15 protein-coding genes are annotated in these 25,275 nt (G+C 36.2%); 13 read left to right on the top strand and 2 right to left on the bottom strand.

The genetic code is table 11. The annotated features are described in order from the left end of the window. Window positions 1-13: 13 nt before the first annotated feature. The 11 genes from nusA to pckA all read left to right on the top strand — a co-directional run bounded on the left by nusA (window position 14) and on the right by pckA (window position 18,633). Complete coding sequence (nusA, locus tag ABJ974_RS15095) at window positions 14-1,249, top strand: transcription termination factor NusA (RefSeq protein WP_419869044.1); 1,236 nt, start codon at window positions 14-16, stop codon at window positions 1,247-1,249. Between the two features lie 76 nt (window positions 1,250-1,325). Beyond that, on the top strand, window positions 1,326-4,220 hold the full coding sequence (gene infB / locus ABJ974_RS15090) for a translation initiation factor IF-2 (protein ID WP_419869043.1): 2,895 nt from the start codon (window positions 1,326-1,328) through the stop codon (window positions 4,218-4,220). A 300-nt stretch (window positions 4,221-4,520) separates the two neighbouring features. Continuing rightward, on the top strand, window positions 4,521-7,355 hold the full coding sequence (locus tag ABJ974_RS15085) for a SusC/RagA family TonB-linked outer membrane protein (RefSeq protein WP_419869042.1): 2,835 nt from the start codon (window positions 4,521-4,523) through the stop codon (window positions 7,353-7,355). A gap of 19 nt (window positions 7,356-7,374) precedes the next feature. Next, on the top strand, window positions 7,375-8,745 hold the full coding sequence (locus ABJ974_RS15080) for a RagB/SusD family nutrient uptake outer membrane protein (protein ID WP_419869041.1): 1,371 nt from the start codon (window positions 7,375-7,377) through the stop codon (window positions 8,743-8,745). Between the two features lie 72 nt (window positions 8,746-8,817). Further along, window positions 8,818-9,516 carry a hypothetical protein gene (locus ABJ974_RS15075; RefSeq protein ID WP_419869040.1) on the top strand — a complete coding sequence of 233 codons (699 nt, stop codon included), beginning with the start codon at window positions 8,818-8,820 and terminating at the stop codon, window positions 9,514-9,516. Between the two features lie 40 nt (window positions 9,517-9,556). Next, the gene (locus ABJ974_RS15070) at window positions 9,557-11,485 is read left to right on the top strand and encodes a putative porin (RefSeq protein WP_419869039.1); all 1,929 of its coding nucleotides are present in this window, start codon (window positions 9,557-9,559) and stop codon (window positions 11,483-11,485) included. 15 nt (window positions 11,486-11,500) lie between these two features. Beyond that, window positions 11,501-13,087, top strand: coding sequence for a bacillithiol biosynthesis cysteine-adding enzyme BshC (bshC, locus tag ABJ974_RS15065; protein ID WP_419869038.1), 1,587 nt, complete (start codon window positions 11,501-11,503; stop codon window positions 13,085-13,087). A gap of 37 nt (window positions 13,088-13,124) precedes the next feature. Continuing rightward, complete coding sequence (locus ABJ974_RS15060) at window positions 13,125-15,032, top strand: LysM peptidoglycan-binding domain-containing protein (protein ID WP_419869037.1); 1,908 nt, start codon at window positions 13,125-13,127, stop codon at window positions 15,030-15,032. Between the two features lie 66 nt (window positions 15,033-15,098). Beyond that, on the top strand, window positions 15,099-15,974 hold the full coding sequence (gene fabD, locus ABJ974_RS15055; RefSeq protein WP_419869036.1) for an ACP S-malonyltransferase: 876 nt from the start codon (window positions 15,099-15,101) through the stop codon (window positions 15,972-15,974). Between the two features lie 10 nt (window positions 15,975-15,984). Beyond that, the gene (locus ABJ974_RS15050; RefSeq protein WP_419869035.1) at window positions 15,985-16,887 is read left to right on the top strand and encodes a GYDIA family GHMP kinase; all 903 of its coding nucleotides are present in this window, start codon (window positions 15,985-15,987) and stop codon (window positions 16,885-16,887) included. 129 nt (window positions 16,888-17,016) lie between these two features. After that, window positions 17,017-18,633 carry a phosphoenolpyruvate carboxykinase (ATP) gene (pckA, locus tag ABJ974_RS15045; RefSeq protein ID WP_419869034.1) on the top strand — a complete coding sequence of 539 codons (1,617 nt, stop codon included), beginning with the start codon at window positions 17,017-17,019 and terminating at the stop codon, window positions 18,631-18,633. 34 nt (window positions 18,634-18,667) lie between these two features. Here the strand turns inward: pckA and ABJ974_RS15040 are convergent, their stop codons facing one another. Continuing rightward, on the bottom strand, window positions 18,668-19,075 hold the full coding sequence (locus ABJ974_RS15040) for a type II 3-dehydroquinate dehydratase (RefSeq protein ID WP_419869033.1): 408 nt from the start codon (window positions 19,073-19,075) through the stop codon (window positions 18,668-18,670). A 306-nt stretch (window positions 19,076-19,381) separates the two neighbouring features. Then, the gene (locus ABJ974_RS15035; protein ID WP_419869032.1) at window positions 19,382-20,305 is read right to left on the bottom strand and encodes a hypothetical protein; all 924 of its coding nucleotides are present in this window, start codon (window positions 20,303-20,305) and stop codon (window positions 19,382-19,384) included. Between the two features lie 97 nt (window positions 20,306-20,402). Between ABJ974_RS15035 and ABJ974_RS15030 the strand changes: the two genes are divergently transcribed. Beyond that, window positions 20,403-20,774 (top strand): DUF6660 family protein, encoded by a 372-nt coding sequence (locus ABJ974_RS15030; protein ID WP_419869031.1) that lies wholly within the window; start codon window positions 20,403-20,405, stop codon window positions 20,772-20,774. A 135-nt stretch (window positions 20,775-20,909) separates the two neighbouring features. Then, on the top strand, window positions 20,910-25,274 hold the full coding sequence (locus tag ABJ974_RS15025) for a CusA/CzcA family heavy metal efflux RND transporter (protein WP_419869030.1): 4,365 nt from the start codon (window positions 20,910-20,912) through the stop codon (window positions 25,272-25,274). The last annotated feature ends 1 nt before the right edge of the window (window position 25,275 follow it).

The raw sequence follows: 25,275 nt of genomic DNA, 5'->3' as shown, positions 1-25,275 counted from the left end.
AGAAAAAAAATAGATGGACAATATAGCGTTGATTGAATCCTTTGGTGATTTTAAAGACGAAAAAGGGATCAGTAAAATTGATCTTATGGCAATTATTGAGGATTCACTGAAAACTCTTTTAAGAAAAAGATTTGATTCAGATGATCACTTCGATGTGATTGTGAATCCTGATAAAGGAGATTTTCAGATATTTTTGAATAAAACTATTGTAGAGGACGAAATGTCGGAAGATGATGATTTGGAAATTGAAATTTCTGAAGCCAAAAGGATAGACCCGACGTTCGAAGTAGGAGAAGAATATACCATGGAAATCCCGGTTGCCCAATTGGGAAGAAGGAATATTCTTACTTTAAAGCAGATTTTGGCTACTAAATTGCAGGAACATAACAATGCTATGTTATATGAGCAGTTTAGAGACCGTATCGGGGAGATTGTAGTAGGGGAAATTCACCATATCCGTCACAAACACGTAATATTGCTTGATGATGAAGGAAATGAATTTATATTGCCGAAAGAAAACCAGATTCCATCCGATTTCTTTAAAAAAGGTGAAAATATCAGAGCTATTGTAGAAACAGTAGACTTTAAAGGATCTAAGCCTCAGATCATTATTTCAAGAACGGCACCTAAATTTTTGGAAAAATTATTAGAGCTGGAGATTCCTGAAATTCAGGACGGAACTATTATATTGAAAAAAGTAGTAAGGATTCCGGGTGAGAAGGCGAAGATTGCCGTAGATGCTTATGATGACAGAATTGATCCGGTAGGAGCTTGTGTGGGAGTGAAAGGATCCAGAATTCACGGAGTTGTAAGAGAGTTGAGGAATGAGAACATCGATGTTATTCAGTGGTCGAAAAACCCTGAAATATTAGTGAAGAGGGCTTTAGGAAATGTGACGATCAACAAAATTGATATCAATGAAGAGCAGAGTTATGCATTAGTATATACTCCGGTTGAAGAAATTTCCAAAGTGATCGGAAAACAAGGTCAGAATATCAGACTGGCTTCTTGGCTTACCGGATATGAAATTGATGTATACAGAGAATCCAGCGAAGATGATGATGTTGAATTGAAAGAATTTAATGATGATATCGAGCAGTGGATTTTGGATGAATTTAAGAAAGTAGGTCTTACTACTGCAAAATCGGTATTGGATAAAGATACGGAAAGCCTGTTAAACATGGTGGATCTTGAAGAAGAAACTATTGATGAGGTTAAACGTATTTTAAGAGAAGAATTTGAAGATTAAGATTTTAAATAAATTTTAATAATTAGTAAAACAGAAATACTTTAATTTTAAGAATTAAAAATAGTAAATAATATAAATGCCAAAAATTAGATTAAATAAAGCGGTTAAGGAATTCAATATTTCGATGTCCAGATTAGTAGAATTTTTACAGTCAAAGGGTTTCGAAGTTGAAAGCAATCCTAACGCTCAATTAGAAGAAGCGGCATATTCTGCATTGGAAGCTGAGTTTGCTAAGGATGGTGAACAACGTAAAGCTTCCCATGAGGTGGTGATCACTAAAGTTCCGGAAGAAAAACTGGAAATTGAAGAAAAGAAAACCCCTGAAGTAATAAGAGCTAAAGCTAATATAAAGCCTGAAACCAAAATTTTAGGTAAAATAGACTTAGAATCTAATAAAACTGAAGTTGAAGAAACTCCTGAAGAAGCTCCTCAGGTAGAGGAGAAAAAAGAGGAGGTTGTTCCTGTACCCGAAGTAAAAGCTGCTCCGGAAAAACAGGAATTTAAAGTTTTAGATAAAATTGATCTGTCTCAAATTGAAGGAAAGAACAGGCCTGTGAAAAAAGACAAGCCTAAGGTGGAAGAGAAAAAAGAAGAAAAAAAGCCTGTAGAAGTTGTGAAAGAAACTCCTAAACCTGTGGTGGAACCTGAAAAGAAACCAGCCGAGGTAAAAGAAGAACCTCAAAAAACAGAGGAATCTCAAGAACCTCAAAAAATAGAAACGGTTTATCAAAAGCTTGATGGACCTAAAATTGTGGGTGAGAAAATTGACCTGACTCAATTTGCTGAAAAACCTAGATCATCCGCCGGTGCGAAAAAGAAAAGAAAAAGAATCGAAAAGCCCGGAGGAAATTCTAATAATAACAATCAGCAAAATTCCGGTAACAATCAGCAGTCTGGAAATAACAACCAAGGAGGCGGAAACAGACCTCACGGTGGAAACCAGGGGAACAGACCTCATGGTGGAGGACAAGGAAATAATAACAACCGTAACCAACAGGGAGGTGGCTTTAAAAAAGGTCAGAATAACAACAGACAGGGAGGACAGAGAGTTATGCCTGTTGAGCTGACTGATGAGCAGGTTAAAAACCAAATTAAAGAAACCCTTGAGAAGTTAACCAACAAAGGGGGCAAATCCAAATCTGCAAAACATAGAAAAGATAAAAGAACATTCCGTAGAGAACAGGACGAACGTCAGCAGCAGCTTGAAGCTCAGGACAGAACTCTTAAGGTTACCGAGTTCATCACTGTTGGTGAATTGGCAAGCTTAATGAATGTTTCACCTACTGAAGTGATTTCTGCATGTTTCTCATTAGGAGTTATGGTAACGATGAACCAGAGACTTGAAGCGGATACTTTATTATTAGTAGCAGATGAGTTCGGTTATAAAATTGAATTTTCTGATGCTGATTTAGAAGAATCGGATGTAGAAGATGAAGTGGATAATGAAGAGGATCTTGTTTCAAGAGCTCCGATTGTGACAGTAATGGGACACGTAGACCACGGTAAGACTTCCTTGCTGGATTATGTTAGAAAAACTAATGTGATTGCAGGTGAATCAGGAGGTATTACCCAGCATATTGGTGCTTATAACGTGAAACTGGAAAATGGTCAGAGAATTACATTCTTAGATACACCGGGTCACGAAGCCTTCACCGCGATGAGAGCGAGAGGTGCTCAAATTACCGATATAGCGATTATCGTAATTGCAGCCGATGATGATGTAATGCCTCAGACCAAAGAAGCAATATCTCACGCCCAGGCAGCAGGAGTACCAATGATTATCGCCATCAATAAGGTGGATAAGCCTAATGCCAATCCGGATAATATCCGTCAGCAACTTTCCGGGATGAATATCCTTGTTGAAGAATGGGGAGGAAATGTTCAGTCTCAGGAAATTTCTGCTAAGTTTGGTAATAACGTAGATCTTTTATTGGAAAAAGTTTTACTCCAGGCAGAATTGCTTGAATTAAAAGCTAATCCTGACAGAAATGCACAGGGAGTTGTAATTGAAGCTTCATTGGATAAAGGAAGAGGATATGTTTCAACGCTTTTGGTTCAAGCCGGAACATTGAGAGTTGGAGACTATGTCTTGGCAGGGAAAAATCATGGTAAAGTAAAAGCTATGCTTGATGAAAGAGGAAGAAATCTGAAAGAAGCAGGACCATCGATTCCTGTAACCATTTTAGGTTTGGATGGAGCACCAACTGCCGGAGACAAGTTTAAAGTATATGCTGATGAAAGTGAAGCGAAGACTATTGCTAATAAGAGAGAGCAACTTCAGCGCGAACTTTCCATCAGAACTAAGAAACATACTACTCTTGAGGAATTAGGTAGAAGAATTGCCCTTGGAGACTTTAAAGAGCTTAACATTATCCTGAAAGGAGATGTGGATGGTTCCGTTGAGGCTTTATCGGATCAGTTACAAAGACTGTCTACTGCAGAGATCAATGTAAATATCCTTCATAAAGGGGTAGGACCGATTACCGAATCAGATGTTAACTTAGCAGCTGCGTCAGATGCGATCATTATCGGATTTAATGTGAGAGCCGGAGGTAATGCAAGAGAATTAGCGGATAAAGAAGAAATCGAAATCAGAACCTACTCTGTAATTTATGCAGCTATTGAAGAAGTTAAAGAAGCGATGGAGGGAATGCTTTCACCGGAAATTAAAGAACAGGTAATCGGAAACGTAGAAATCCGTGAAGTGTTCAAAATTTCTAAAGTAGGAAGTATTGCTGGTTGTATGGTTCTTTCAGGAAAAGTAACAAGAAATTCTAAGATCAGAGTTCTTAGAGACGGAATTGTTAAATTTGATGGAGAATTAGAGAGTTTGAAACGTTTTAAAGATGATGTTAAAGAAGTAACCAAAGGTTATGAATGTGGATTGAATATAAAAGGTTATAATGATATTGAAGTAGGAGATATTCTTGAAGTTTACGAAGAGGTAGCTGTTAAGAAAAAACTAAAGTAAATAAAGACTTTAATATAATAAAAAGCCATTCTATTGCAGAATGGCTTTTTTATTTTTCGTTAAATTAAAATTTATAATGATTCTAAATAACTCCACTTTTATTGCTTAAAATTAGTTAAACATATTTTGTTAAATAAAGAATATCTATTTAACAAAATAATAAAATATTTTCCTAGAAATTATAATTGAAACTACATACTATTAAATTATAATAAATTGGAATACAAATATGTTAAAAAGTTGTGAATGTTAATAATTATTAGCATATTTGCCTTCTTAAATATATTAAAATTTGTTAATATGAATGTTAAATTACGTGTATTAAGTGCGGGGGCTCTGTTTTTCCTAGGACAGGCTGCTTTTGCACAGTCATCCAAGAGGGATACTACTACGAAAGAACAACAGATTGAAGAAGTTGTTATGGTAGGATTTGGACAGAAAAAAGCTGTTCAAGAAATTACAGGGTCAACCTCTACAATGAAAGCTAAGGCGATTGAAGATATTCCAGTAGCTTCCGTTGATAAGATGTTGCAGGGAAGAGTTACAGGGGTACAGACAGGATCTACTTCTGGACAGCCCGGAGGTTTCGCTTCTGTAAGGGTTAGAGGGGTTGCTTCCATTAATGGAGGGGTTACTCCAATTTATGTTATTGATGGTGTGAGAGTATCATCAGGTGACTTAACGGGGAATAGTACAACTGCTAACATTTTAGCGAACATAAACCCAGATGATATCGAAAGCCTTACAGTTCTTAAAGATGCTGTATCAACATCGGTATATGGAGCCGATGCAGGAGCAGGTGTTATCGTAATTACTACTAAATCAGGTAAGAAAGGAAAGCCTAGATTTAACTTGAACTATAGCCACGGTGTTAGTGATAGAGCTATTGAAGGATATAGAGGATTAAATGCATCCCAGTATCAAGAATTAGTTGCAGTAGGTGTATTAAATAGATATTCTTCATTAGGAACACTAGATAATACAATAGCTGCTATTAAAGCGGGACAATTAGGAGCTTCTGCAGCTACTATCTATAACACAGGAGCAGATACCGACTGGAGAAATGCACTTTCTCATTCAGGAGGAGCGTATGTTCAAAATGCTGATTTCAGTGTTTCCGGAGGAAATGATCAGATTTCTTATTATACTTCCGTTAACTACTTTGATCAAAACAGTATTGTAAAAAATTCATATTTTAACAGACTTACTTTTACCAATAAATTAGATGTAAAAGCAACAGATAAACTAAGATTTGGAACAAACCTTCAGCTTTCTTACAGTAAAATTAGTACACTGTCTAACGGAGGAGGTTTCTCGAATCCTGTATTAGGAGAATACTTCTTGAGACCTACAGATCCTTTATATAACAGTGATGGAAGTTACTATTGGGGAGCTAACGGAAGAATGTCCAACGGTTTATTTAATAACGCGGCATTACTTGAGCTAAACTCTCAGGTAGGTAAAACTGCGAGAATTTTCGGTAGTTTATATGCTGAATATGATATCCTTAAAAATTTAAAATATAGATTCGTATTTGCTCCTGAATATATCAATATTGAAGAGGATGAATACAGAAGCCCATTACATGGTGGCGGAAGAAACTATAACGGATTGGCTGTATCAGGAACAAGAAGATATTTTAACTTTAACGTTCAGAACATATTAAGCTATAACTTCAAATTACAGGATAAACATAATTTTGATTTTGCTGCTATTCAGGAAGCTTATAAAACAGATTTCAGAAATCTTACAGCTACAGCTTCAGCGGTTGGGGTTCTTAGTCTTTCTACTCTTTCAAACTTTGTTAAAATGCAGTCTATGGCTGGTACCAAAGTTGAAACAAGTAGATATGGATATGCTTTAACGGGTCACTATGATTATGATAAATTTGTTTTATTGGATTTATCTTATAGACGAGATGTATTGTCAAACTTTACACCGGGACAAAAAGAAGGAGACTTCTGGTCTGCTGGGTTAGGTGTTGATTTAGCAAGATTAGATTTCCTTAAAGGGATAGAAGCTATTTCTTCTTTGAAATTCAGAGCTTCCTATGGTAAAGTGGGTAACCAAATTTCTGCTCTTCCATACGCTCTTTATTCTTATTCAACAAACTATGATGATTTAGCTGCTGCAACTTATTCAGGAGTATACAATCCTAATTTGAAATGGGAAACTATTAAACCTTTTAACGTAGGGTTTGATTTTGGATTCTTCCAAAACAGATTAACAGTTTCTGCGGATTACTATAATAAAAAGACTGAAGATTTAGTATACAACATTCCTTTATCATCTGCACAAGGTTTATCTAGTTATGTAGATAACATTGGAGACTTGGTTAACAGAGGTTTTGAATTTGCTGTAAATGGAGACATTTTTAAAGGAAGCAGAGATCAATTTAACATGAGTGTTGGTTTCAACTTAAGTACATTACATAATGAAGTTACTTCATTATATGGAGGTGCGGTTAACACAGGTACTACAACAATCAGAGTGGGAGAAAGTGTACGTACATTCTACTTAAGAAAGTGGGCTGGTGTAGATCCTAATAATGGAGATCCATTATGGTACATCAATGGTAAAGACGGAGCTACTACCAATAATTATAATGAAGCTCAGCAAGCAGTTCAAGGATCTTTCTTGAGTAAAGTATTCGGGGGAGCAAACTTTAACTTTGCCTATAAAGGTTTCGGTCTTGATGCTCAGTTTACGTACGGATTCGGAGGTAAAATCTATAACGATTGGGCCAACTATCTGTTCAGTGATGGTCAATATACTTTAAACTACCCTGGATATGCTGATCAAATGGACTATTGGACTCCTGAAAATACTACAGCAGCAAACCCTAAGCCTATCTATGGTGGTAACAAACGTAGTAATTCTGCTTCTACAAGATTCTTGTATGACAGTGATTATATCAGATTAGGAAATCTTAAACTTTCATATACATTTACAAAAGATTTCTTAAACGGTTCCGGGTTGAATTCTGTTCAAATCTATTTGATGGGAACAAACCTTTGGACACACACGTTTGACGATGGATTGAAACTGGATCCGGAAATTAACTTGGATGGTACATCCAACCTTAACTTACCAATTTTGAGAACTTATAGCATAGGTGTTAGTATTGGTTTTTAATATTTAAAAAAGAATTAAAATGAAAATAAACTTTTTAAAAGTTGCAATTATAGCATTTGGAATTTCTACAGTAGCTATTTCTTGTAGTGATGATTTTGTAGAGACAAAGTTTGAGCAAGATGTGGAACAGGGACCTTTGACTAGCTTAACGGAAGTTGAATCTTTTACTAGAGGTATGTACACGTCTATGAGATCTTCTACTTATTATGGAAGAGATTATGGGTTATATGCAGAAGTAAGATCTGATGAAATGTACAGTAACTTATATGCAGGATATTACAATACAGTATATAATTATACTATGACGTCTTCCGATGCATATGCAAGAGATACTTACAGACAAATCTACACTGCAGTAGCTAAAGCTAATATTTTGATTAACACTGATGTTAACGGAATCCAAGGAACAGATGCAGACCGTAAAGCTGTAAGATATCATATCGGTCAGGCACGTGCCTTAAGAGCTTTGTATTTCTTTGACCTATTAAAACTATATGGCCAGAAATATACAGGTGGAAACTTAGGAATAGTTACTCCATTGGTATATGATCCTAAAGCGATGCAAGGTAGAGGAACGGTAGCTGAGAATGAAGCTCAGATTGAAGCAGATTTTAATGCTGGTCTTGCATTAATGGAAGCAAACATAGGAGGAAGTGTAAGTACGGATAAAGTAGATCTTACTATTAATGCAGTTAAGACATTAATGACTAGATTTTATCTATATAAGCAAGATTATGCTAAAGTGAGAACATTAGTAGATGAAATTGTAGCAAGTGCACAATATCAGGTAATGCCTGAAGCTTCTTATGTAGGTTCATGGAGTGCTTCTAAACAGAATAATAGTATCTTCGAATTGGCAGTAGGTGTTGCCGGAGCAAACGGTACGGATTCTTGGGGATATATGTTCAACTATGATGGGTACGGAAATACTGTAGTTAGCCCGGATTTATATGATCAGTATGATGCTGCGGATGTTAGATCTCAAATTATTGAGTTTACGGACGGAGAGTATTATTTATATAAATATCCAAATCTTGAAGGATCTGATAATATTAAACTAATCAGATATGAAGAAGTTCTTCTTAACGGAGTAGAGGCTGAGCTTAATGGAGGTGATCCTGCTAAAGCGTTAACTTATTATAACTTAATTGTTGAACAGAGAGGTCTTCCTGCTGCATCTTCTGTAGATATGGCAACATTGAAATTAGAAAGATCTAAAGAATTAGTTGGAGAAGGATTTAGATTATGGGATCTATTGAGATGGGGAGATACAGTACCAAGACCAGCAGGTGTAAGTACAAACCCTCAGCTGACAGCTTTCCCAATTCCAAGAGTTGAAACCGATATCGCGGGAACGCCAATCGTTTCAAACCCTGGATATGATAACTAAGATATAATTATAGTAATTATAAAAAAAAGGCCTGGTAACAGGCCTTTTTTGTTTATATTTAAAAAAAATATTATGAAATCAATAGCCAAATTAGCTGTAATAATTCTAGGTTTATTTTTTAATTCTGTTTTATTCAGCCAAAATAACAATATGGGAGGAAGTGTTTTAAATGTAAATGAAGGCAGAGCATTATTTTCTCAGACTAAAGCACCTGATAAGTCTACGGTAATTGACGGGAGTCCCTATATCAACGGAGGAAATTTCCAAAAAGTAAATATTCAGGGATATAGTAAAGATGTACAGGATCTACGGTACAATGCCTATGAAGATGAAATGGAATTTAAAAATAATGAAGAAACTTTTTATGCCAATAAAATAGATGGACTCATCATTGAATTTCCGAAATTGAAGAAAGTCTATAAATGCCTAAATTATACCTATGATAATAAATCTAAATCAGGGTATCTGGTTATATTATCAGAAGGTCCTACTTATTCCTTGTTTAAAAGAGAGAAGGTAGAGCTGTTAAGGGGAGAAAAAAGTCCCAATGGCTATACAAAAGATGCAAATGATTATTTTGCAAAAGATAAGGATTTATATCTCATATCAAAAGATTCACAGTTCTATAAGTATCCAAAAAATTTCAAAGATGCCGCTGAATTATTTTTTTTAGACAAAAAAGAGCTTGAGACCTTTATAAAATCCAATAAAATAAGCTTCAGTAAGGAACCTGACATGATTAAGCTTGTAGAATTTATTAACAAGCGTTGATATGAAAAAAACATGTACTTTTGTATTTCAAAAATAAAGAATGAAGTACATATTTTTTATATTAATCTTCTTTGGCTGTATTACTAATGCGCAGGTTGTAAACAAAACCGATTCCAATAAGATAAAGGAAGATACGTTGGTGATAGACTCCGGTCAAAAAGATTCACTGAAAATATTTAAACCAACTATAAATGATTATCTGTATCAGACCCAGTTTTCCGAAAAAAAGGTTTTTGATACGGTATTGACATTTGATAAAACCTATATCTTTTCACAATATAATAACAAAGATAATTTTGGAAGAGCTCAGGTCGCCAATATAGGAGCCGGTTTTAACCCTTTATCTTTTGAAGTCAATCCTGAACAGGATCTTGCTTTACTGCCTACCAATAAGTCTTATGGAATTATAGGAGCAAAAGAAGTAAGATATTATGACGTGAAAACACCTACCGCTTCATTTGTTTATCATAATTCTATGAGAAACGGTGCAGCCCTGAAATCTACTTATACCCAGAATATTGGAAAGAGATTTAATTTTGCATTGGAATATATGGGACTTCGTTCCCAGGGGTTGTACAGAAATTCACTGGCATCCAATAATAATACGATCTTTTCCGGGCATTATGTTTCCAAAAACGGGAACTATGAATTATTTGCCCATTACCTTCATCAAAATGTAAATAATCAGGAAAATGGAGGAATTGTGGAAGATGATCTTTTTCAAAGTGGGGACAGCAACCTTAGTAACAGGCAGAATGCCCAGGTCAATTTATCCTATTCAAGCTCACAGTTTTCGTACCGAAGATATTATCTGAGCCATCAGTTTACCCCTTTTAATTCTGAGAAATATCCTTTTAGAATACGACATACTATTTATCATCAGGGAAACAAATATTATTATGGACAAACGGCTTTAGAACCTTATTGGTATACTGATGATACCGAATTGGTCTCCAACTTTCCGCTGTCCACCAAAAAATATTCGGATAACCTAAGCAATACGGTAAGCCTTGTATTTGATAACGAAAAAATTAAGCTCGATGCAGGAGTCCGTTACCAGGTGCTTAAATTCGGGATGAACCAGACTGCTTTGGAAAATCTGACGATTCCCGCAGAACTTAAAGAGAACAGACTGGGTGCGGTTGGAAACTTACAGGTTAAGCTTTGGAATAAAATTCAGCTTAATTCCTTTTTGGAATTTTCCAATGGTAAAGAGTTTGGAAACTATTTAAAAACGACCAACAACCTTAAATTTGAACCCATAAAAGATTACTTTGTCAACGCTAAAGTAAACTTTCAGAGTGTTTATCCTACCTTTAATTATCTACTGAATACTTCGGTTTATAATAAATTTAATTATTATCTGCAGAATGCCAGTAACCAATCCATTACCGAGATAGGAGGGAATATCAATTTAAAATGGTTTAAAACTGAACTTTTCGTAAACTATTTTAGAATAGATAACTACACCTACTTAGATAGTAATGCACAGCCTCAGCAAAGTGACGGCTCATTGAATATCTCTCAGATAGGAGGAGATGCAACTTTCAGTTTTGGAAAATTTCATCTTAACACAAGATTGCAGTTTCAGAATGCTTTAACCAATAAAGAATTGTACCCAATGCCCGGCTTCATAGGAAGAGCCAATATTTTTTATCAGACCAAAGCATTCAAAAATGCAGCAGAAATTCAGGCAGGTATTAAAACCTATTATTTTCCCAAATTTGCTTCAAGAGATTATTCCCCGATACTAAACGAATATATTTTACCGAACTCCAATTCTTTTTCAATCGGAGGACAGCCCATTGCGGATGTTTATTTCAATATGAAAGTAAAGAAAATGTTTTTCTTCATAGAAGGTCAGCAGGTAGGAACTTTACTTTCCAACAACAAAGCCTATGCATTCCCGCATTATCCGGTATATGACTTCAGATTGAATATAGGAATAGTTTGGTATCTGTTCAATTAAAAGAGAAAATAGAAGTTGAAAACAATTAATAAAATATCATTTAACGATATTGAAAGTATTCCTCAGCTCATCAAGGATTTTTTAAATCATGAAATTGAGGGTTTTGAAAACAATACGTTTACGCTGGAAAATTTCACCCGGCAAATTCATTCTAAAGAGCAGTCTTTTTCGGATGAACAGAGGGAAATTTTGGCACAGACTTTTGAAAAACAACTTTCCAACCTTCCATTATCTTCCAGGCAGAAGGATAATATATTAAAGATAAAAGAATCCAATACGTACACCATTACAACGGGGCATCAGCTTAACCTCTATACAGGACCTGTTTTCTTTGTTTATAAGATTTTACAAACCGTTAAAACCTGTACTTATTTAAAAGAATATTTTCCGGACTTTAATTTTGTTCCCGTTTATTGGATGGCCTCCGAGGACCATGACTTTGCGGAAATCAACCACTTTAAAACGGAAAACGGCTACTATGAGATCAATGAACCATCAGGAGGACCTGTGGGACGTATATCCATCAGTGATACCTTCTTTATTTCAGAATTTGAAAAAGAATTTAAAGATTCCGTATTTGGAACCGAGCTTATTCTGATGCTGAAAGAAGCTTATAAAGAAGGAAATACTCTTACGGATGCTATTAAAACAATTGTTAACAGGCTTTTCTCAGAATTAGGATTACTGATTCTGGATGGAGACAACAAAGATTTAAAAGCTCAGATGAAGAATATCTTTGAAGATGAGCTTCTTAATTCCAGTCTGAATAACACTTCAAAAGAGAAAGTAGATTTTCTTACGGCAAAATATGGAAAGGTGCAGGTAAATCCTAGAGAAATAAACCTTTTTTATCTTTCCGATACAAGAGACAGAATTGAGTTCAACGGTGAAAAATATTTTGTGGTTGATAAAAATATTATATTCACTAAAGACGAGATCCTGAATGAACTGCAGCAGTTTCCGGAAAGATTCAGTCCCAATGCATTGATGAGACCGGTTTATCAGGAAAAAATATTACCCAATCTGGCTTATATAGGAGGAAATGCAGAAATTATGTACTGGCTGGAGCTGAAAGATTATTTTTCAAAAATAAATATTCCGTTTCCGGTGCTGATTCCCAGAAATTCAATGTTATTTTTAACAGAGAAAACGCTAAAAAAAGTAGATCATCTGGATTTACATATTGAGGATTTCTTTCAGAATTTTGCTGCCATTACCAATAATAGAATTTTAGATAATAATGAAATTTTGGATTTGCTGGACCAAAAAGAACATCAGCTTACCCAAAGTTTTTCTGATCTGAAAGCTATTGCCGAAACAACGGAAAAATCATTTGGCAACCTGGTAAAAGCAGAAGAAGTAAGACAGCTCCGCTCATTTCAAAGAATGAAAAAGCGCCTTTTACGGGCAGAAAAAATAAAGCAGAAAGAATTGCTGGAAAGGCTGGAGAACCTGTTTTTGGATATTCATCCGTCGAAAACATGGCAGGAAAGAGTCTATAACTTTAGTGTATTCTTTGCAGACAATGGCTATGCTTGGCTTGAAACTTGTTTAGAAGAGATGGTGGTTCAGGAATCAAAACTAATAATTATTGCCATTTAATTTTAAAGAAGTATTTTTGTAATTTATAATATCAAATATGATAAAGCGGTTTTTTATTTTGTCAGGTTTATGCATGTTTTTGAGTGCTTCAGCTCAGACATCTCATACAGTTGTAAAGGGAGATACTCCTTATAATATTGCCAAGCGATATAACATAACTGTAGATGAGTTGCTAAAACTTAATCCGAATGTTAAAGACGGAAAGATTGCGATCGGTGATGTCTTAGCCGTTAAATCTAATAAAAATACAGTTTCCGGAACTGCTGTAAAATCAGGATCCAGGGAATTAGGTAAGATAGTTTTGCAGCCTAAACAAACCATTTATGGGATTACAAAACAATACCGTATCTCAGAAACTGATCTTAGAAAGCTCAATCCGGATTTGGATTCTCACATGAAAATTGGAGATGAAGTAACACTTCCTTTGGAAAGCATAAAAAAATATGGAGAGGGGCAAAGCCTAGCGTCCACGCCGGTAAAAACTCCCGATGCTGTTACGGAGACACCAGTTACTTCCGCTAATGAAGGAGAAACATATGTGATCCAGTCCAAAGATAATTATTACAGAATCTCGAAGAAATTTAATATCTCTCAACAGGAATTATTTGCCTTAAACCCAGGATTGGAAGAAAAAGGATTAAAGCCCGGCGAGACTATCTTTATTAAAAAATCAGAAACTGAAATAGCTAAGAATTCAAAAACAACGATAGACTCTGGAAATGAGAAATCGAGTTCAAGAAGCACTGTAGAAGCAAGCGCTTCTGCAGATGAATATGTAACCTATACCGTACAGCAGGGAGATACCGTTTTCTCTATCGTAAATAAATATGGAATCAGCATTGATGAACTGATCGCCCTTAACCCGGAATTATCCAACGGGTTAAAAGTAGGAATGATCCTGAAAATTAAAAAGCTGGATCCTGCCTATATCAAAAAGAATGGAGATGCGCTTAGCGTAGTATTGATGTTGCCATTTGGGTACAGTACGAATGAGACCCAATATAGAAATATGGCAATGGACTTCCTTACAGGAGCAAAATTAGCCATTGAAAGAAATGCCAGAGGAGGACAGAAGCTTGATATTAAGATTGTAGACTCAGGAAATGAAGCTACATTCAGAAATTCATTGACTCAGCTTAATCCTAACAATACCGATCTTATCATTGGTCCATTCTTCAAATCCAATGTAATTGATGTGTTGGATTTTATTAAAAACCAAAAAATTCCGGTAGTGGCCCCTTTCGCCAACTCACCTGAATTATATGACCATAGTAATCTTATTATTGTAGAAACCAATGATAATGCCTATGCTGATAAGATTATAGATGAAGTAAAAGGAGTATATTCCGACCAGAAAATATATATTGTGGCAGATGCTAAAAAAGAAAATGCCAATTATATAAAAAGCCATCTTGAAAAAGAAGTTAAAAATCCAAATGTAGTTATCGTAAACTCACCTTCGGACATACAGCTTGACCAGAATATAGCAACAGGGCAATCCGTTCCTGTCATCGCTATCCTTGCCAATAATAATGACAGCGTGGGAGAAGCATTCTCCAACAGAATAATAGCTTTATCTAAAGAAGTTCAGGGATTAAAAGCTTTCAGTATGTATTATACCCCAAGTTTTGAGAAAAAAGTGGATGATCTCAGCCAGGCAAGCCTTGTCTATGTGATGGACAGGAAGATCAATACTGACGGTAGCTTTGAAAAAGAAATTTTGGCAGAATATAAAACCAAATACTGTAAGACACCTCCTAAATATGCTATTATCGGTTTTGATATCGTAAACGATATGCTTACCAGAGAAAATAAAAGAGGAGAAATATTCAAACAAATGAATAAAGTCCAGACTCAGCTTGCAACCAAGTTTGAATTTGTAAAATCTAAAGCCAATGGTGCCTACGTAAACACAGGTTACCGTGTTGTAAGATTAATTCCTTAAAGTTTGAGTTATTAAGGAATTTTTTTAACATTATACTTATATTTGCATAATATTTTAAATTAATAAATGAAAGCACTTGTATTTCCTGGGCAGGGTTCTCAATTCGTTGGGATGGGGAAAGAATTATATGATTCTAGAAAAGATATAAAAGACTTGATGGAATCTGCCAATGAAATTCTAGGTTTTGATATTCTTTCTGTAATGTTTAACGGAACAGATGAAGACCTGAAAAAAACAGAGGTTACACAACCTTCGATATTTATCCACTCAGTAGCTGCTTTAAAAGCAATCAACGGACTGGGAGCAGAAATGGTAGCCGGACACTCATTAGGAGAGTTTTCTGCGCTGGTAGCCAATGGCGTTTTATCCTTCGATGATGGTTTAAAGCTCGTATCACAAAGAGCCAAAGCAATGCAGGAAGCATGTGATGCTAATCCAAGCTCTATGGCCGCAATCTTAGGATTGGAGGATGCTAAAGTAGAAGAAATTTGTAGTCAGATTGAAGGGATTGTTGTTCCTGCCAATTATAATTGCCCCGGGCAATTGGTAATTTCAGGAGAAACAGCTGCTGTTGAAGAAGCTTGTGCCAAATTAAAAGAAGCAGGAGCAAAAAGAGCGTTGTTACTTCCTGTAAACGGAGCCTTCCACTCTCCTTTAATGCGGCCTGCACAAGAAAAACTGGCAGCGGCGATCGAACAGACCAAATTCAGAAAAGCAACCATTCCGGTATATCAGAATATTACCACTACGGCGGTAGTAAACCCTGATGAAATTAAAAAGAATCTGATTGCTCAGTTAACGGGCCCTGTAAAATGGACTCAGTCCGTTCAGAATATGATCAAAGACGGAGCTTCTAATTTTGTAGAAGTGGGTCCGGGAAAAACCCTTCAGGGATTGATTAAAAAAATTGATAATAGTGTAGAAGTAGCTTCTGCTATTTAATTATAATACTATGGGCGAGATATTTTCACCAGGAAAGCTGATGCTTACTTCCGAATATTTCGCAATAGATGGAGCTCTTGTCTTAGCAGTACCTACAAAGCTGGGACAAGAGTTTTTCTTTGATGAAAAGCCCGATGGGCAATCCCTTATTTTCTGGAAAGCTTACCATCAGAACCAATTATGGCTCCATGCGGTTATTGATTATAAAAATTGGGAAATTGTGGAAGCGAACCTTATTCCCGCTGCTGAATTTATACTCAAAGTATTAAAGAATGTACAGGAGCTTTCCCAAACAAAATTCAAAGATACCACCTCCTATTATTTAAAAACCAACCTGCAATTTCCCGCTGATTACGGACTGGGCAGCAGTTCCACATTAATGAATAACCTTGCGGAATGGTCCGGTACGGATCCTTTTCAGCTTAATGCGATAAGTCTGGGAGGAAGCGGATATGATATTGCCGTAGCCAAAGAAAAATCAGCTGTTCTCTATCAAAGCCAGCCAGATATACAATACACTAAGGTAGACTTTAATCCCGTATTTAAAAATGAGCTGATATTTATTCATTTAAATCAGAAACAAGATAGCAGGGAAGGTATTGCCTTATACAAATCCCGGGAGAAATCTCAGGCATTAATCAACGAATATACAGACCTGACAAGAAAAATTGTAGATTGTCAAAACCTGGTCGAGTTTTCCGGACTGATGATGATTCACGAGCAAAAAATATCGGCCTTTTTGAATATGCCTACCGTGAAGGAAAAGTTCTTTCAGAATTGTCCTGTCTTTGTGAAAAGTCTGGGAGCTTGGGGAGGAGATTTTGTAATGAGTGCAAAATTTGAGGGGTTTAGAGACTATTTTTGGGGAAAAGGATTTACCACAATTTTTGAGTGGGAAGATTTAATCGGTTGATTTTTAGATTTTTATACGTCTGTTTTTTTCTTTGTCATTCTGACTTATATCATTATATTTAAAGAGACTTAACAGTAAATTAATATTTAATTTTGTTAACACAAGAAAGAAATAGAAAATATAAGTAAAATGAAACACGCTAAAATCGTCCAGGATTTAGAAAAATTAGGTATCAAGGGAAACTATGAAGTCATTTATAACCCTTCTTTTGAAGAGTTATATCAGGCAGAAATATCCCCTGAGAATCAAGGCTTTGAAAAAGCTGAACTTACAGAATCTGGTGCAGTATCGGTAAAAACAGGAATTTTCACGGGCCGTTCACCTAAAGACAGGTACATAGTTCAGGATGATGTTACTAAGGATACGATTTTCTGGGATGGAAAAGTCAATTTGCCAACAACATCGGAAATATTTGATTCTTGTAAAGAATTAGTAGTGGACCAGCTTTCAACTTCTAAGAAAATTTATGTAGTAGATGCTTTTTGCGGAACTAATGTTGATACAAGACTTAAAGTAAGATTTATTATGGAAGTGGCATGGCAGGCACATTTCGTCACGAATATGTTTATCCGTCCTTCCCATTATGAACTGGAAAACTTTGGAGAACCGGATTTTACGGTAATTAATGGTTCTAAAACTACAAACCCTAACTGGGAAGCTCAGGGATTACATTCTGAAAACTTTATCATGTTCAACCTTACTGAAAAAGTACAGATTATCGGGGGAACCTGGTACGGTGGAGAAATGAAAAAAGGAATGTTTGCCATGATGAACTACTACCTGCCATTGAAAGGTATGGCTTCCATGCACTGTTCTGCCAATGTAGGAGAAAAAGGAGATGTAGCCTTATTCTTCGGTCTTTCCGGAACTGGAAAAACGACACTTTCTGCAGATCCTAAGAGATACTTAATCGGGGACGATGAGCATGGTTGGGATAATAATGGAGTGTTTAATTATGAAGGAGGCTGCTATGCTAAGGTTATTGATCTGTCAGCAGAAAAAGAACCGGATATTTTCAGAGCTATTAAAAGAGATGCACTTCTTGAGAATGTGGTGGTCAACAACGGAGTTGCTGATTATACAGACGGATCCATTACCGAAAACACAAGAGTTTCTTATCCGATCTACCATATAAATAAAATAGTGTTACCATCCAAAGCAGGACATGCTAAGAAGATTGTTTATCTTTCTGCCGATGCCTTTGGAGTATTACCTCCTGTTTCTATATTGGATGAGAATCAGGCGCAATATCACTTCCTTTGTGGGTACACTTCAAAACTGGCAGGAACTGAAAGAGGAATTACGGAACCTCAACCATCTTTCTCCCCTGCATTTGGAGAAGCTTTCCTTACTTTACACCCAACAATGTATTCTAAAACACTGATCGGGAAAATGAAAGAACACGGAGCAAAAGCATATCTGGTAAATACAGGATGGAACGGGACAGGAAAGAGAATTTCTTTAAAAGATACAAGAGCGATTATTGATGCGATCATTGACGGAACCATTGAAAATGCTCCGAAAGCGAAAGTTCCTATTATGAACTTAGAAATTCCTACTTCATTACCGAATGTATCAGAAGGGATTTTAGATCCGAGAGATACCTATGGTTCAGCTTCTGAATGGGAAGATAAAGCTAAAGATCTAGCGGCTAAGTATATCAAGAATTTTGAACAGTACTGTAATACAGAAGAAGGCAAGAAGTTGGTAACTTCAGGGCCTCAATTACAGGAACAAACCATATAAACATACGAAAGCCTCATCATTGATGAGGCTTTTTTTATTGTAAGCTTATAATAGCTAATTGATATCCTTTCATTCCGAAACCGGACAATACACTGTCCGTACAGGCAGCTGTAACGGATTTTTGCCGGAATTCCTCTCTTTTATAGATGTTACTGATATGAACCTCTACTTTGGGTTTCCTTATATTCTTTAAACAATCAGCGATTGCATAAGAATAGTGGGTAAAAGCGCCGGGATTGATAACCACTGCATCAAAATCATGTTCCTGAAGCCTGTTGATAATTTCCCCTTCAATATTGGACTGGAAATATAAAATTTCGTTAGAAGAAAATTCTTTTTTTAATTCATTCAGATAATCTTCCATGGAAGTCGTTCCATATACTTCAGGTTCTCGTGTTCCTAAAAGGTTGAGGTTGGGTCCGTTGATGATTAAAATTTTCATAAAGTAAAAATAGGGGATTTTTTGAAGATATGTGAAATAATGGATGATTATTTATTTTGTTGTGTATGGGTTAAAATATCCAAGTTAAAAACTCATCATCAAATAACTATTTCCATAGATACTGTTCTGATCTTCCCACTCAATCATTAACAGTAATATCAAGATGTAAAGAATCCATTTTTTTAGCCTTTAAATCAAAATAGAAAATTTTATTTGATTTGTCAGTAAGCTTGAAAAATACTTTATTATCGTTTTTCTATTCCCGATTATACTTTCTCATTGGTTAATAAAAAGAGACAAAATCTGTTATTTCTTTTCAGAAAGAATCTGTTCCAACTGCTTTTCCAGTTTTTCGATCTTTTCAGATTGTCCTTTAAGCTGCTTATTCTGCTCAATGGAATAGAGAGTAAGCTCTTCGATTTTTTCTAAAAGCTTGGCGTTCATTTGCCCTAGTCCAATTCCATTTTCTTCGACTTCTTTTGCAGATGGAATATTAGGTAAATGTCCATTTTCAGCAATGTATTTTTCAATATCTTCTAAGCTATTAAGAGTATAGTTGTTTTTAAAAACATAATCAGGCCAGTTTTGAAGATCTACCTTTACTTCTTTGGCGTGAACTATTCCATTCACATCTAATTTGTTGGTAGGATTACTGATTCCTATTCCCACATTTCCATTGTCAATAGCTGCAAAATTGGAAGTTTTACCAGTGATATCAGTACTTCCGTAGTAAGTTCCTTTAGGAAGGTTATAGAGGGGATCATTAATTGATACGGACGTTAAGTTGAGTCCGGCAGCATCCTGGTAAGCTCCCGTGTTAGAGGTTATGGTAGAATTGGTGTAGTAGTACTTTGTGCCTCCTCGTAAAAAAACAACAATATCATTAGTGGCCAGTGATACCACGACTCTTCCTAAGAAATTAACGATCCTGGAATTATTTGTAGTGTCATATCCATAGGTGAAATTGTCCACACGAAGACCGTTACCACCGGATCCCCATCCGTATCCGACTCCCGTTATGGCTACAATACCGTGAGCCAGCCAGTTTCTTCCTTCATGGATGTCGTTACGGGTTATAAAAAATGTTCTGTTACCTCCATCAGAGGTTGTAGGTTTGAAGCTTACGGGAACATACTGATTTAGATTTCCGGCAGTCGTAAAGCTTGAAAAAGTTTGTGATTGAAAATTATGAAAGATCACAAAAACTAAAATAAATAAAATTTTTTTCATTATGTAGTGTTTTTTAAAGGGTGTAAAGATAAGAAAATACATTAGTATTTAATTTAACATAATATTGGTAATCAAATTATTAAAATTGAATTAATATATGGAAGACTTATTAAAACACTTTAAAAAGTGCTACCTTTGTACTATGAATCTGCTCAGACTGATTTTCGCATTCTATTTCATGGCATTATCCATAACGCCATGCGCAGATACATACCCTCAGCCGGAAAATAGTCGGAATGCATTAACTTCTATAAATATTCGGGCTTCCCATTTAAAAGATAGTGCAGATATATGCTCACCGCTTTGTAGCTGTAACTGTTGTCAGATGACCGTAACGGCTTTTAAAATGGACCCTTTATGGGAGTTTCCGGCAGAAATTAAAACATATTTTTCCAAAAAAATTCTTTTCCATAAGAATGACCTTTCCTATCAGATATACAACCATATCTGGCAGCCACCCAAAATTTAATCTATTGATCCATAGAAAGTTTTTACTTTCTGAGTATTCGAACTTTGCAATACCATTGCAGAGGTTTCATTAATATTTTTGCACTGTTATCGTAAGATACATTGCATATGTTATTCAATAAAAATATAATCAATAGTGTTAGATAAAATCATAAAATTTAGTATCAAAAACAAAATTGTTATTGGTATAATGACTTTGCTACTCATCATCTGGGGAGTATGGAGCGCCAGTAAGCTTCCTATTGATGCAGTACCCGATATCACGAATAATCAGGTTCAGATTATTACAGTGAGCCCCACGTTGGCAGGAGAAGAGGTTGAACAGTTTGTAACCTTTCCAATAGAACAGAGCATTGCTAATATTCCGGACATTGTGGAAACACGCAGTATATCCAGATTTGGATTATCAGTAATTACAGTTGTTTTTAAAGATAATGTAAACATTTACTTTGCCCGTCAGCTTATTACAGAAAAATTAAAACTGGCAGAAGAAAATATTCCCAAAGGAATAGGAACTCCCGAACTAGCGCCGGTAAGTACCGGATTGGGAGAAGTATATCAGTATATTCTGCATCCTAAGAAAGGGAGTGAAAAGAAATATAATGCAAAAGATCTGCGTACTATGCAGGATTGGATAGTAGCCAGACAATTATACGGAACAGAAGGAATTGCTGAGGTAAATAGCTTTGGAGGAGAATTGAAACAATATGAAGTAGGCGTAAACCCCAATCAATTGAAAGCATTGGGAATAAGCATCTCAGACATTTTTACAGCACTTGAAAAAAACAATCAGAATACAGGGGGTGCCTATATTGATAAAAAACCTAATGCCTATTTTATCCGGGGAATAGGTCTGGCTACCTCTTTAGAAGATGTAAAAAATATAGCAGTTAAGAATACAGGGAGTGTTCCTATTTTTATAAAAGATGTTGCTAAAGTTGGCTTTGGGCATGCGACCCGTTACGGAGCAATGACCTATAACGGACAGACAGATGCGGTAGGAGGTGTAGTTATGATGCTTAAAGGAGCGAACAGTAATGAAGTTGTTAAAAGAGTTAAAGAAAAAATTCCTGTTATTCAGAAATCATTACCCGCTGATGTGGTAATAGAACCGTTTTTAGACAGGACAAATCTCGTGGACAGAGCTATAAGTACGGTTCAGAAGAACCTTATAGAAGGAGCTTTGATCGTTATTTTCGTTTTAGTATTGTTTTTAGGAAACCTTAGAGCAGGGCTCATTGTAGCATCTGCCATTCCTTTGTCTTTACTATTTGCTTTGGCAATGATGAACGTCTTTGGTGTAAGTGCCAACCTTATGAGCCTTGGAGCGATAGATTTTGGGCTTATTGTAGACGGAGCGGTAATTATCGTAGAAGCTACCCTGCATCATTTGGGGTTGAGGAAATCTATGAAAAGGCTGACCCAGCAGGAAATGGACGAAGAAGTATTTCTGTCCGCTTCAAAGATCCGGGGAAGTGCAGCCTTCGGAGAAATTATCATCCTTATCGTATATATTCCTATTCTCACCTTAGCCGGAATTGAAGGGAAAATGTTTTCTCCAATGGCCATGACAGTAGGTTTTGCGATCCTCGGAGCATTGATACTTTCTCTTACCTATATTCCTATGATGTGTGCTCTTTTCCTATCTAAAAAGATTTCCCATAAAGAAACCATTTCAGATAAGATGATGAACTGGCTTCAAGGTAAATATCAGCCGTTATTAAAGAAAACCATTAAAATAAAATATATTGTTGTAGGAATAGCCGTGGGCTTATTCAGCATCTCAGTCGTGTTATTCAGCAGGATGGGGGGAGAATTTATTCCACAATTACAGGAAGGAGACTTTGCGTTTCACTGTATTCTTCCACAGGGAAGTTCCCTAAGCCAGAGTATAGAAACTTCTATGCAGGCTTCCAGAATAATCAAGCAGTTTGATGAAGTAAAAATGGTAGTGGGAAAAACAGGAGCTGCAGAAGTGCCAACGGATCCTATGCCGCCTGAGGCAACCGATCTTATCGTAGTGCTTAAACCCCAAAGCGAATGGAAAACTAAAAAATCCTATACCGAACTTGCAGACGAAATTACAGAAAAACTACAAGTAATTCCGGGAGTGTTCTTCGAGAAAAACCAGCCCATCCAGATGCGTTTTAATGAATTAATGACCGGAATCAGACAGGATGTGGCCGTTAAAATATTCGGAGAAAATATGGATACGCTTTCAGTATATGCAGATAAAGTAAGTAAGGTGATCCAAAGTGTGGATGGAGCCACTTCTCCGCAAGTGGAAAGAGTAGGCGGGCTTCCTCAGATTAATGTAACCTATGACCGCACCAGAATAGCCAATTACGGATTGAATGTAGAAGATGTTAATAATGTATTGAGTACTGCTTTTGCAGGAAAAGCTGCCGGACAGATCTTTGAAAATGAAAGAAGATTTGATCTTGTGGTGAGGCTGGATAGCATTTACCGTTCCAATATTGACGATGTAAGTAACCTGGTGATTCCTACAAATACAGGGGCTCAGATCCCTTTGTCACAGGTAGCTAAAATAGATTATAAAATAGGGCCTGCCCAAATCAGTAGGGAAGCAGGAAAAAGAAGAATTGTAATCGGATTCAATGTGAAAGGAAGAGATGTGGAAAGCGTAGTGCAGGATATTGAAGATAAACTTTCCCAACAGATAAAATTACCTCCCGGATATTATTTTACCTATGGAGGACAGTTTGAAAATTTAAAAGAAGCCAGCCAGAGACTGACGATTGCAGTTCCGATTTCACTTTTGCTCATTTTCATGCTGTTGTATTTTACTTTCCATTCCTTTAAGCAGGCTACCTTGATATTTACAGCCATTCCTATGAGTGCTATCGGAGGAGTATTGGCCCTTCTTTTAAGAGGAATGCCTTTCAGTATCAGTGCGGGGGTAGGCTTCATAGCTTTATTCGGAGTAGCAGTACTGAATGGAATCGTGTTGATAGGAACCTTTAATCAATTAGAAAAAGAAGGGGAATCCGATATTATAAAACGAGTGGTGGAAGGAACAAAAACCAGGTTAAGACCCGTATTAATGACGGCAACAGTAGCATCCCTTGGTTTTCTTCCTATGGCAATGAGTTCCAGTGCCGGAGCTGAGGTTCAGAAACCGCTTGCTACCGTGGTTATCGGCGGGCTTATTTCCGCTACTCTTCTGACTTTATTTGTATTACCTATGTTGTATATTATTTTTAACTCAAAGATTAATATTAAAAACAAGCTGAAAGGAAAACCTTTAACGCTGGTTGTTATATTAGGACTTCTGTTCTCTGCACAAAACTTTAAAGCCCAGACTTCACGTGATATAACATTGCAGGATGCTTTAGAACTTATGCAGAAGAATAACACTTCCATCAAAGCAAAAGATTTGGGAGTGCAGGCTTCAGAAGCATTAAAGCCTACCGCCAATGAACTTCCTAAAATGGATTTCAATGCACAGCTGGGGCAGTATAACAGCTCCAAATTTGATCAGTCATTTGCCATTTCACAGAGTATTCCGTTTCCGACCTTATTTAAAGCAAGAAAAGAATTAATAGCGGAACAGGTTAAATCCAGGAAAATCGAAAAAGATTTAACGGTCAATGAACTGGTAAAGCAGGTGAGATCCTATTACTATCAGATTGAATATTTGCAGTATAACCAAACAAAGCTGCAATATCTCGATAGCTTATATGGGGACTTTATAAAAATAGCTACCATAAGGTTTAAGGCTGGAGATATCAAGAAAATTGAAATTAATACGGCAGAAACCCAGAAAGGAGAAATCAATCTTCTGTTACAGCAGAACCGGGTATATTTAATCAATGCTTATAAAAATCTGAAAGCAATACTGAACACTGATGAAGATATTGCAGTACCCGTATCAATGGATTATGAACCTTTAAAACTGGAATACCTTTTTGATAAAAATACCATTTCCAGCAACCCTACGATCCAGCTTTTGAAACAGAATATAGAAATCCTGGAAAGGAATAAAAAAGTGGAGAAAGCCCAGGGCTTACCGGACTTCAGCCTTGGATACACCAATCAGTCATTAATTGGGATTCAAACGGTAAACGGGCAGGAAAAATATTTCGGATCCGGTAATAGGTTTAGCTCGGTAAATGTCGGCGTTTCTATTCCTCTCACCTTTGGAGCAACAAAAGCAAGAATCCGCTCTATTGAATATCAGAAGCAGATGGAAGAAAATAACCTGCAGTACCAGCAGCAGCAGCTGAATGCCCAATTGCAGAATTCAATAAGCCAGTATCAGCAGGATTTTGAACAGTATCAATACTATGTCAATCAGGCAATACCTAACGCTGGCAGTATTGTAAAAGCAGCACAATTAGGCTACAAAACAGGAGAAATTTCCTATGTAGAATATTTATTTGCCTTACAGACTGCTACGGATATTGAACTGAAATACCTCCAATCCATTCAGGAAGTCAATCAAACCGTGGTTACTATTAACTCTTTAATTAACAGATAAA

It is taken from the genome of Chryseobacterium sp. CT-SW4, from assembly GCF_048572715.1.
GTDB lineage: Bacteria > Bacteroidota > Bacteroidia > Flavobacteriales > Weeksellaceae > Chryseobacterium.
This window is presented reverse-complemented; position numbering and strand designations above follow the sequence as displayed.

Coding starts and splice junctions, on each gene's coding strand:
- ABJ974_RS15085 (WP_419869042.1), top strand. CDS start 4,521: ATGAATGTTAAATTACGTGTATTAAGTGCGGGGGCTCTGTTTTTCCTA.
- ABJ974_RS15070 (WP_419869039.1), top strand. CDS start 9,557: ATGAAGTACATATTTTTTATATTAATCTTCTTTGGCTGTATTACTAAT.
- ABJ974_RS15080 (WP_419869041.1), top strand. CDS start 7,375: ATGAAAATAAACTTTTTAAAAGTTGCAATTATAGCATTTGGAATTTCT.
- ABJ974_RS15050 (WP_419869035.1), top strand. CDS start 15,985: ATGGGCGAGATATTTTCACCAGGAAAGCTGATGCTTACTTCCGAATAT.
- fabD (WP_419869036.1), top strand. CDS start 15,099: ATGAAAGCACTTGTATTTCCTGGGCAGGGTTCTCAATTCGTTGGGATG.
- ABJ974_RS15030 (WP_419869031.1), top strand. CDS start 20,403: ATGGAAGACTTATTAAAACACTTTAAAAAGTGCTACCTTTGTACTATG.
- ABJ974_RS15075 (WP_419869040.1), top strand. CDS start 8,818: ATGAAATCAATAGCCAAATTAGCTGTAATAATTCTAGGTTTATTTTTT.
- infB (WP_419869043.1), top strand. CDS start 1,326: ATGCCAAAAATTAGATTAAATAAAGCGGTTAAGGAATTCAATATTTCG.
- pckA (WP_419869034.1), top strand. CDS start 17,017: ATGAAACACGCTAAAATCGTCCAGGATTTAGAAAAATTAGGTATCAAG.
- ABJ974_RS15035 (WP_419869032.1), bottom strand. CDS start 20,305: ATGAAAAAAATTTTATTTATTTTAGTTTTTGTGATCTTTCATAATTTT.
- ABJ974_RS15060 (WP_419869037.1), top strand. CDS start 13,125: ATGATAAAGCGGTTTTTTATTTTGTCAGGTTTATGCATGTTTTTGAGT.
- nusA (WP_419869044.1), top strand. CDS start 14: ATGGACAATATAGCGTTGATTGAATCCTTTGGTGATTTTAAAGACGAA.
- ABJ974_RS15040 (WP_419869033.1), bottom strand. CDS start 19,075: ATGAAAATTTTAATCATCAACGGACCCAACCTCAACCTTTTAGGAACA.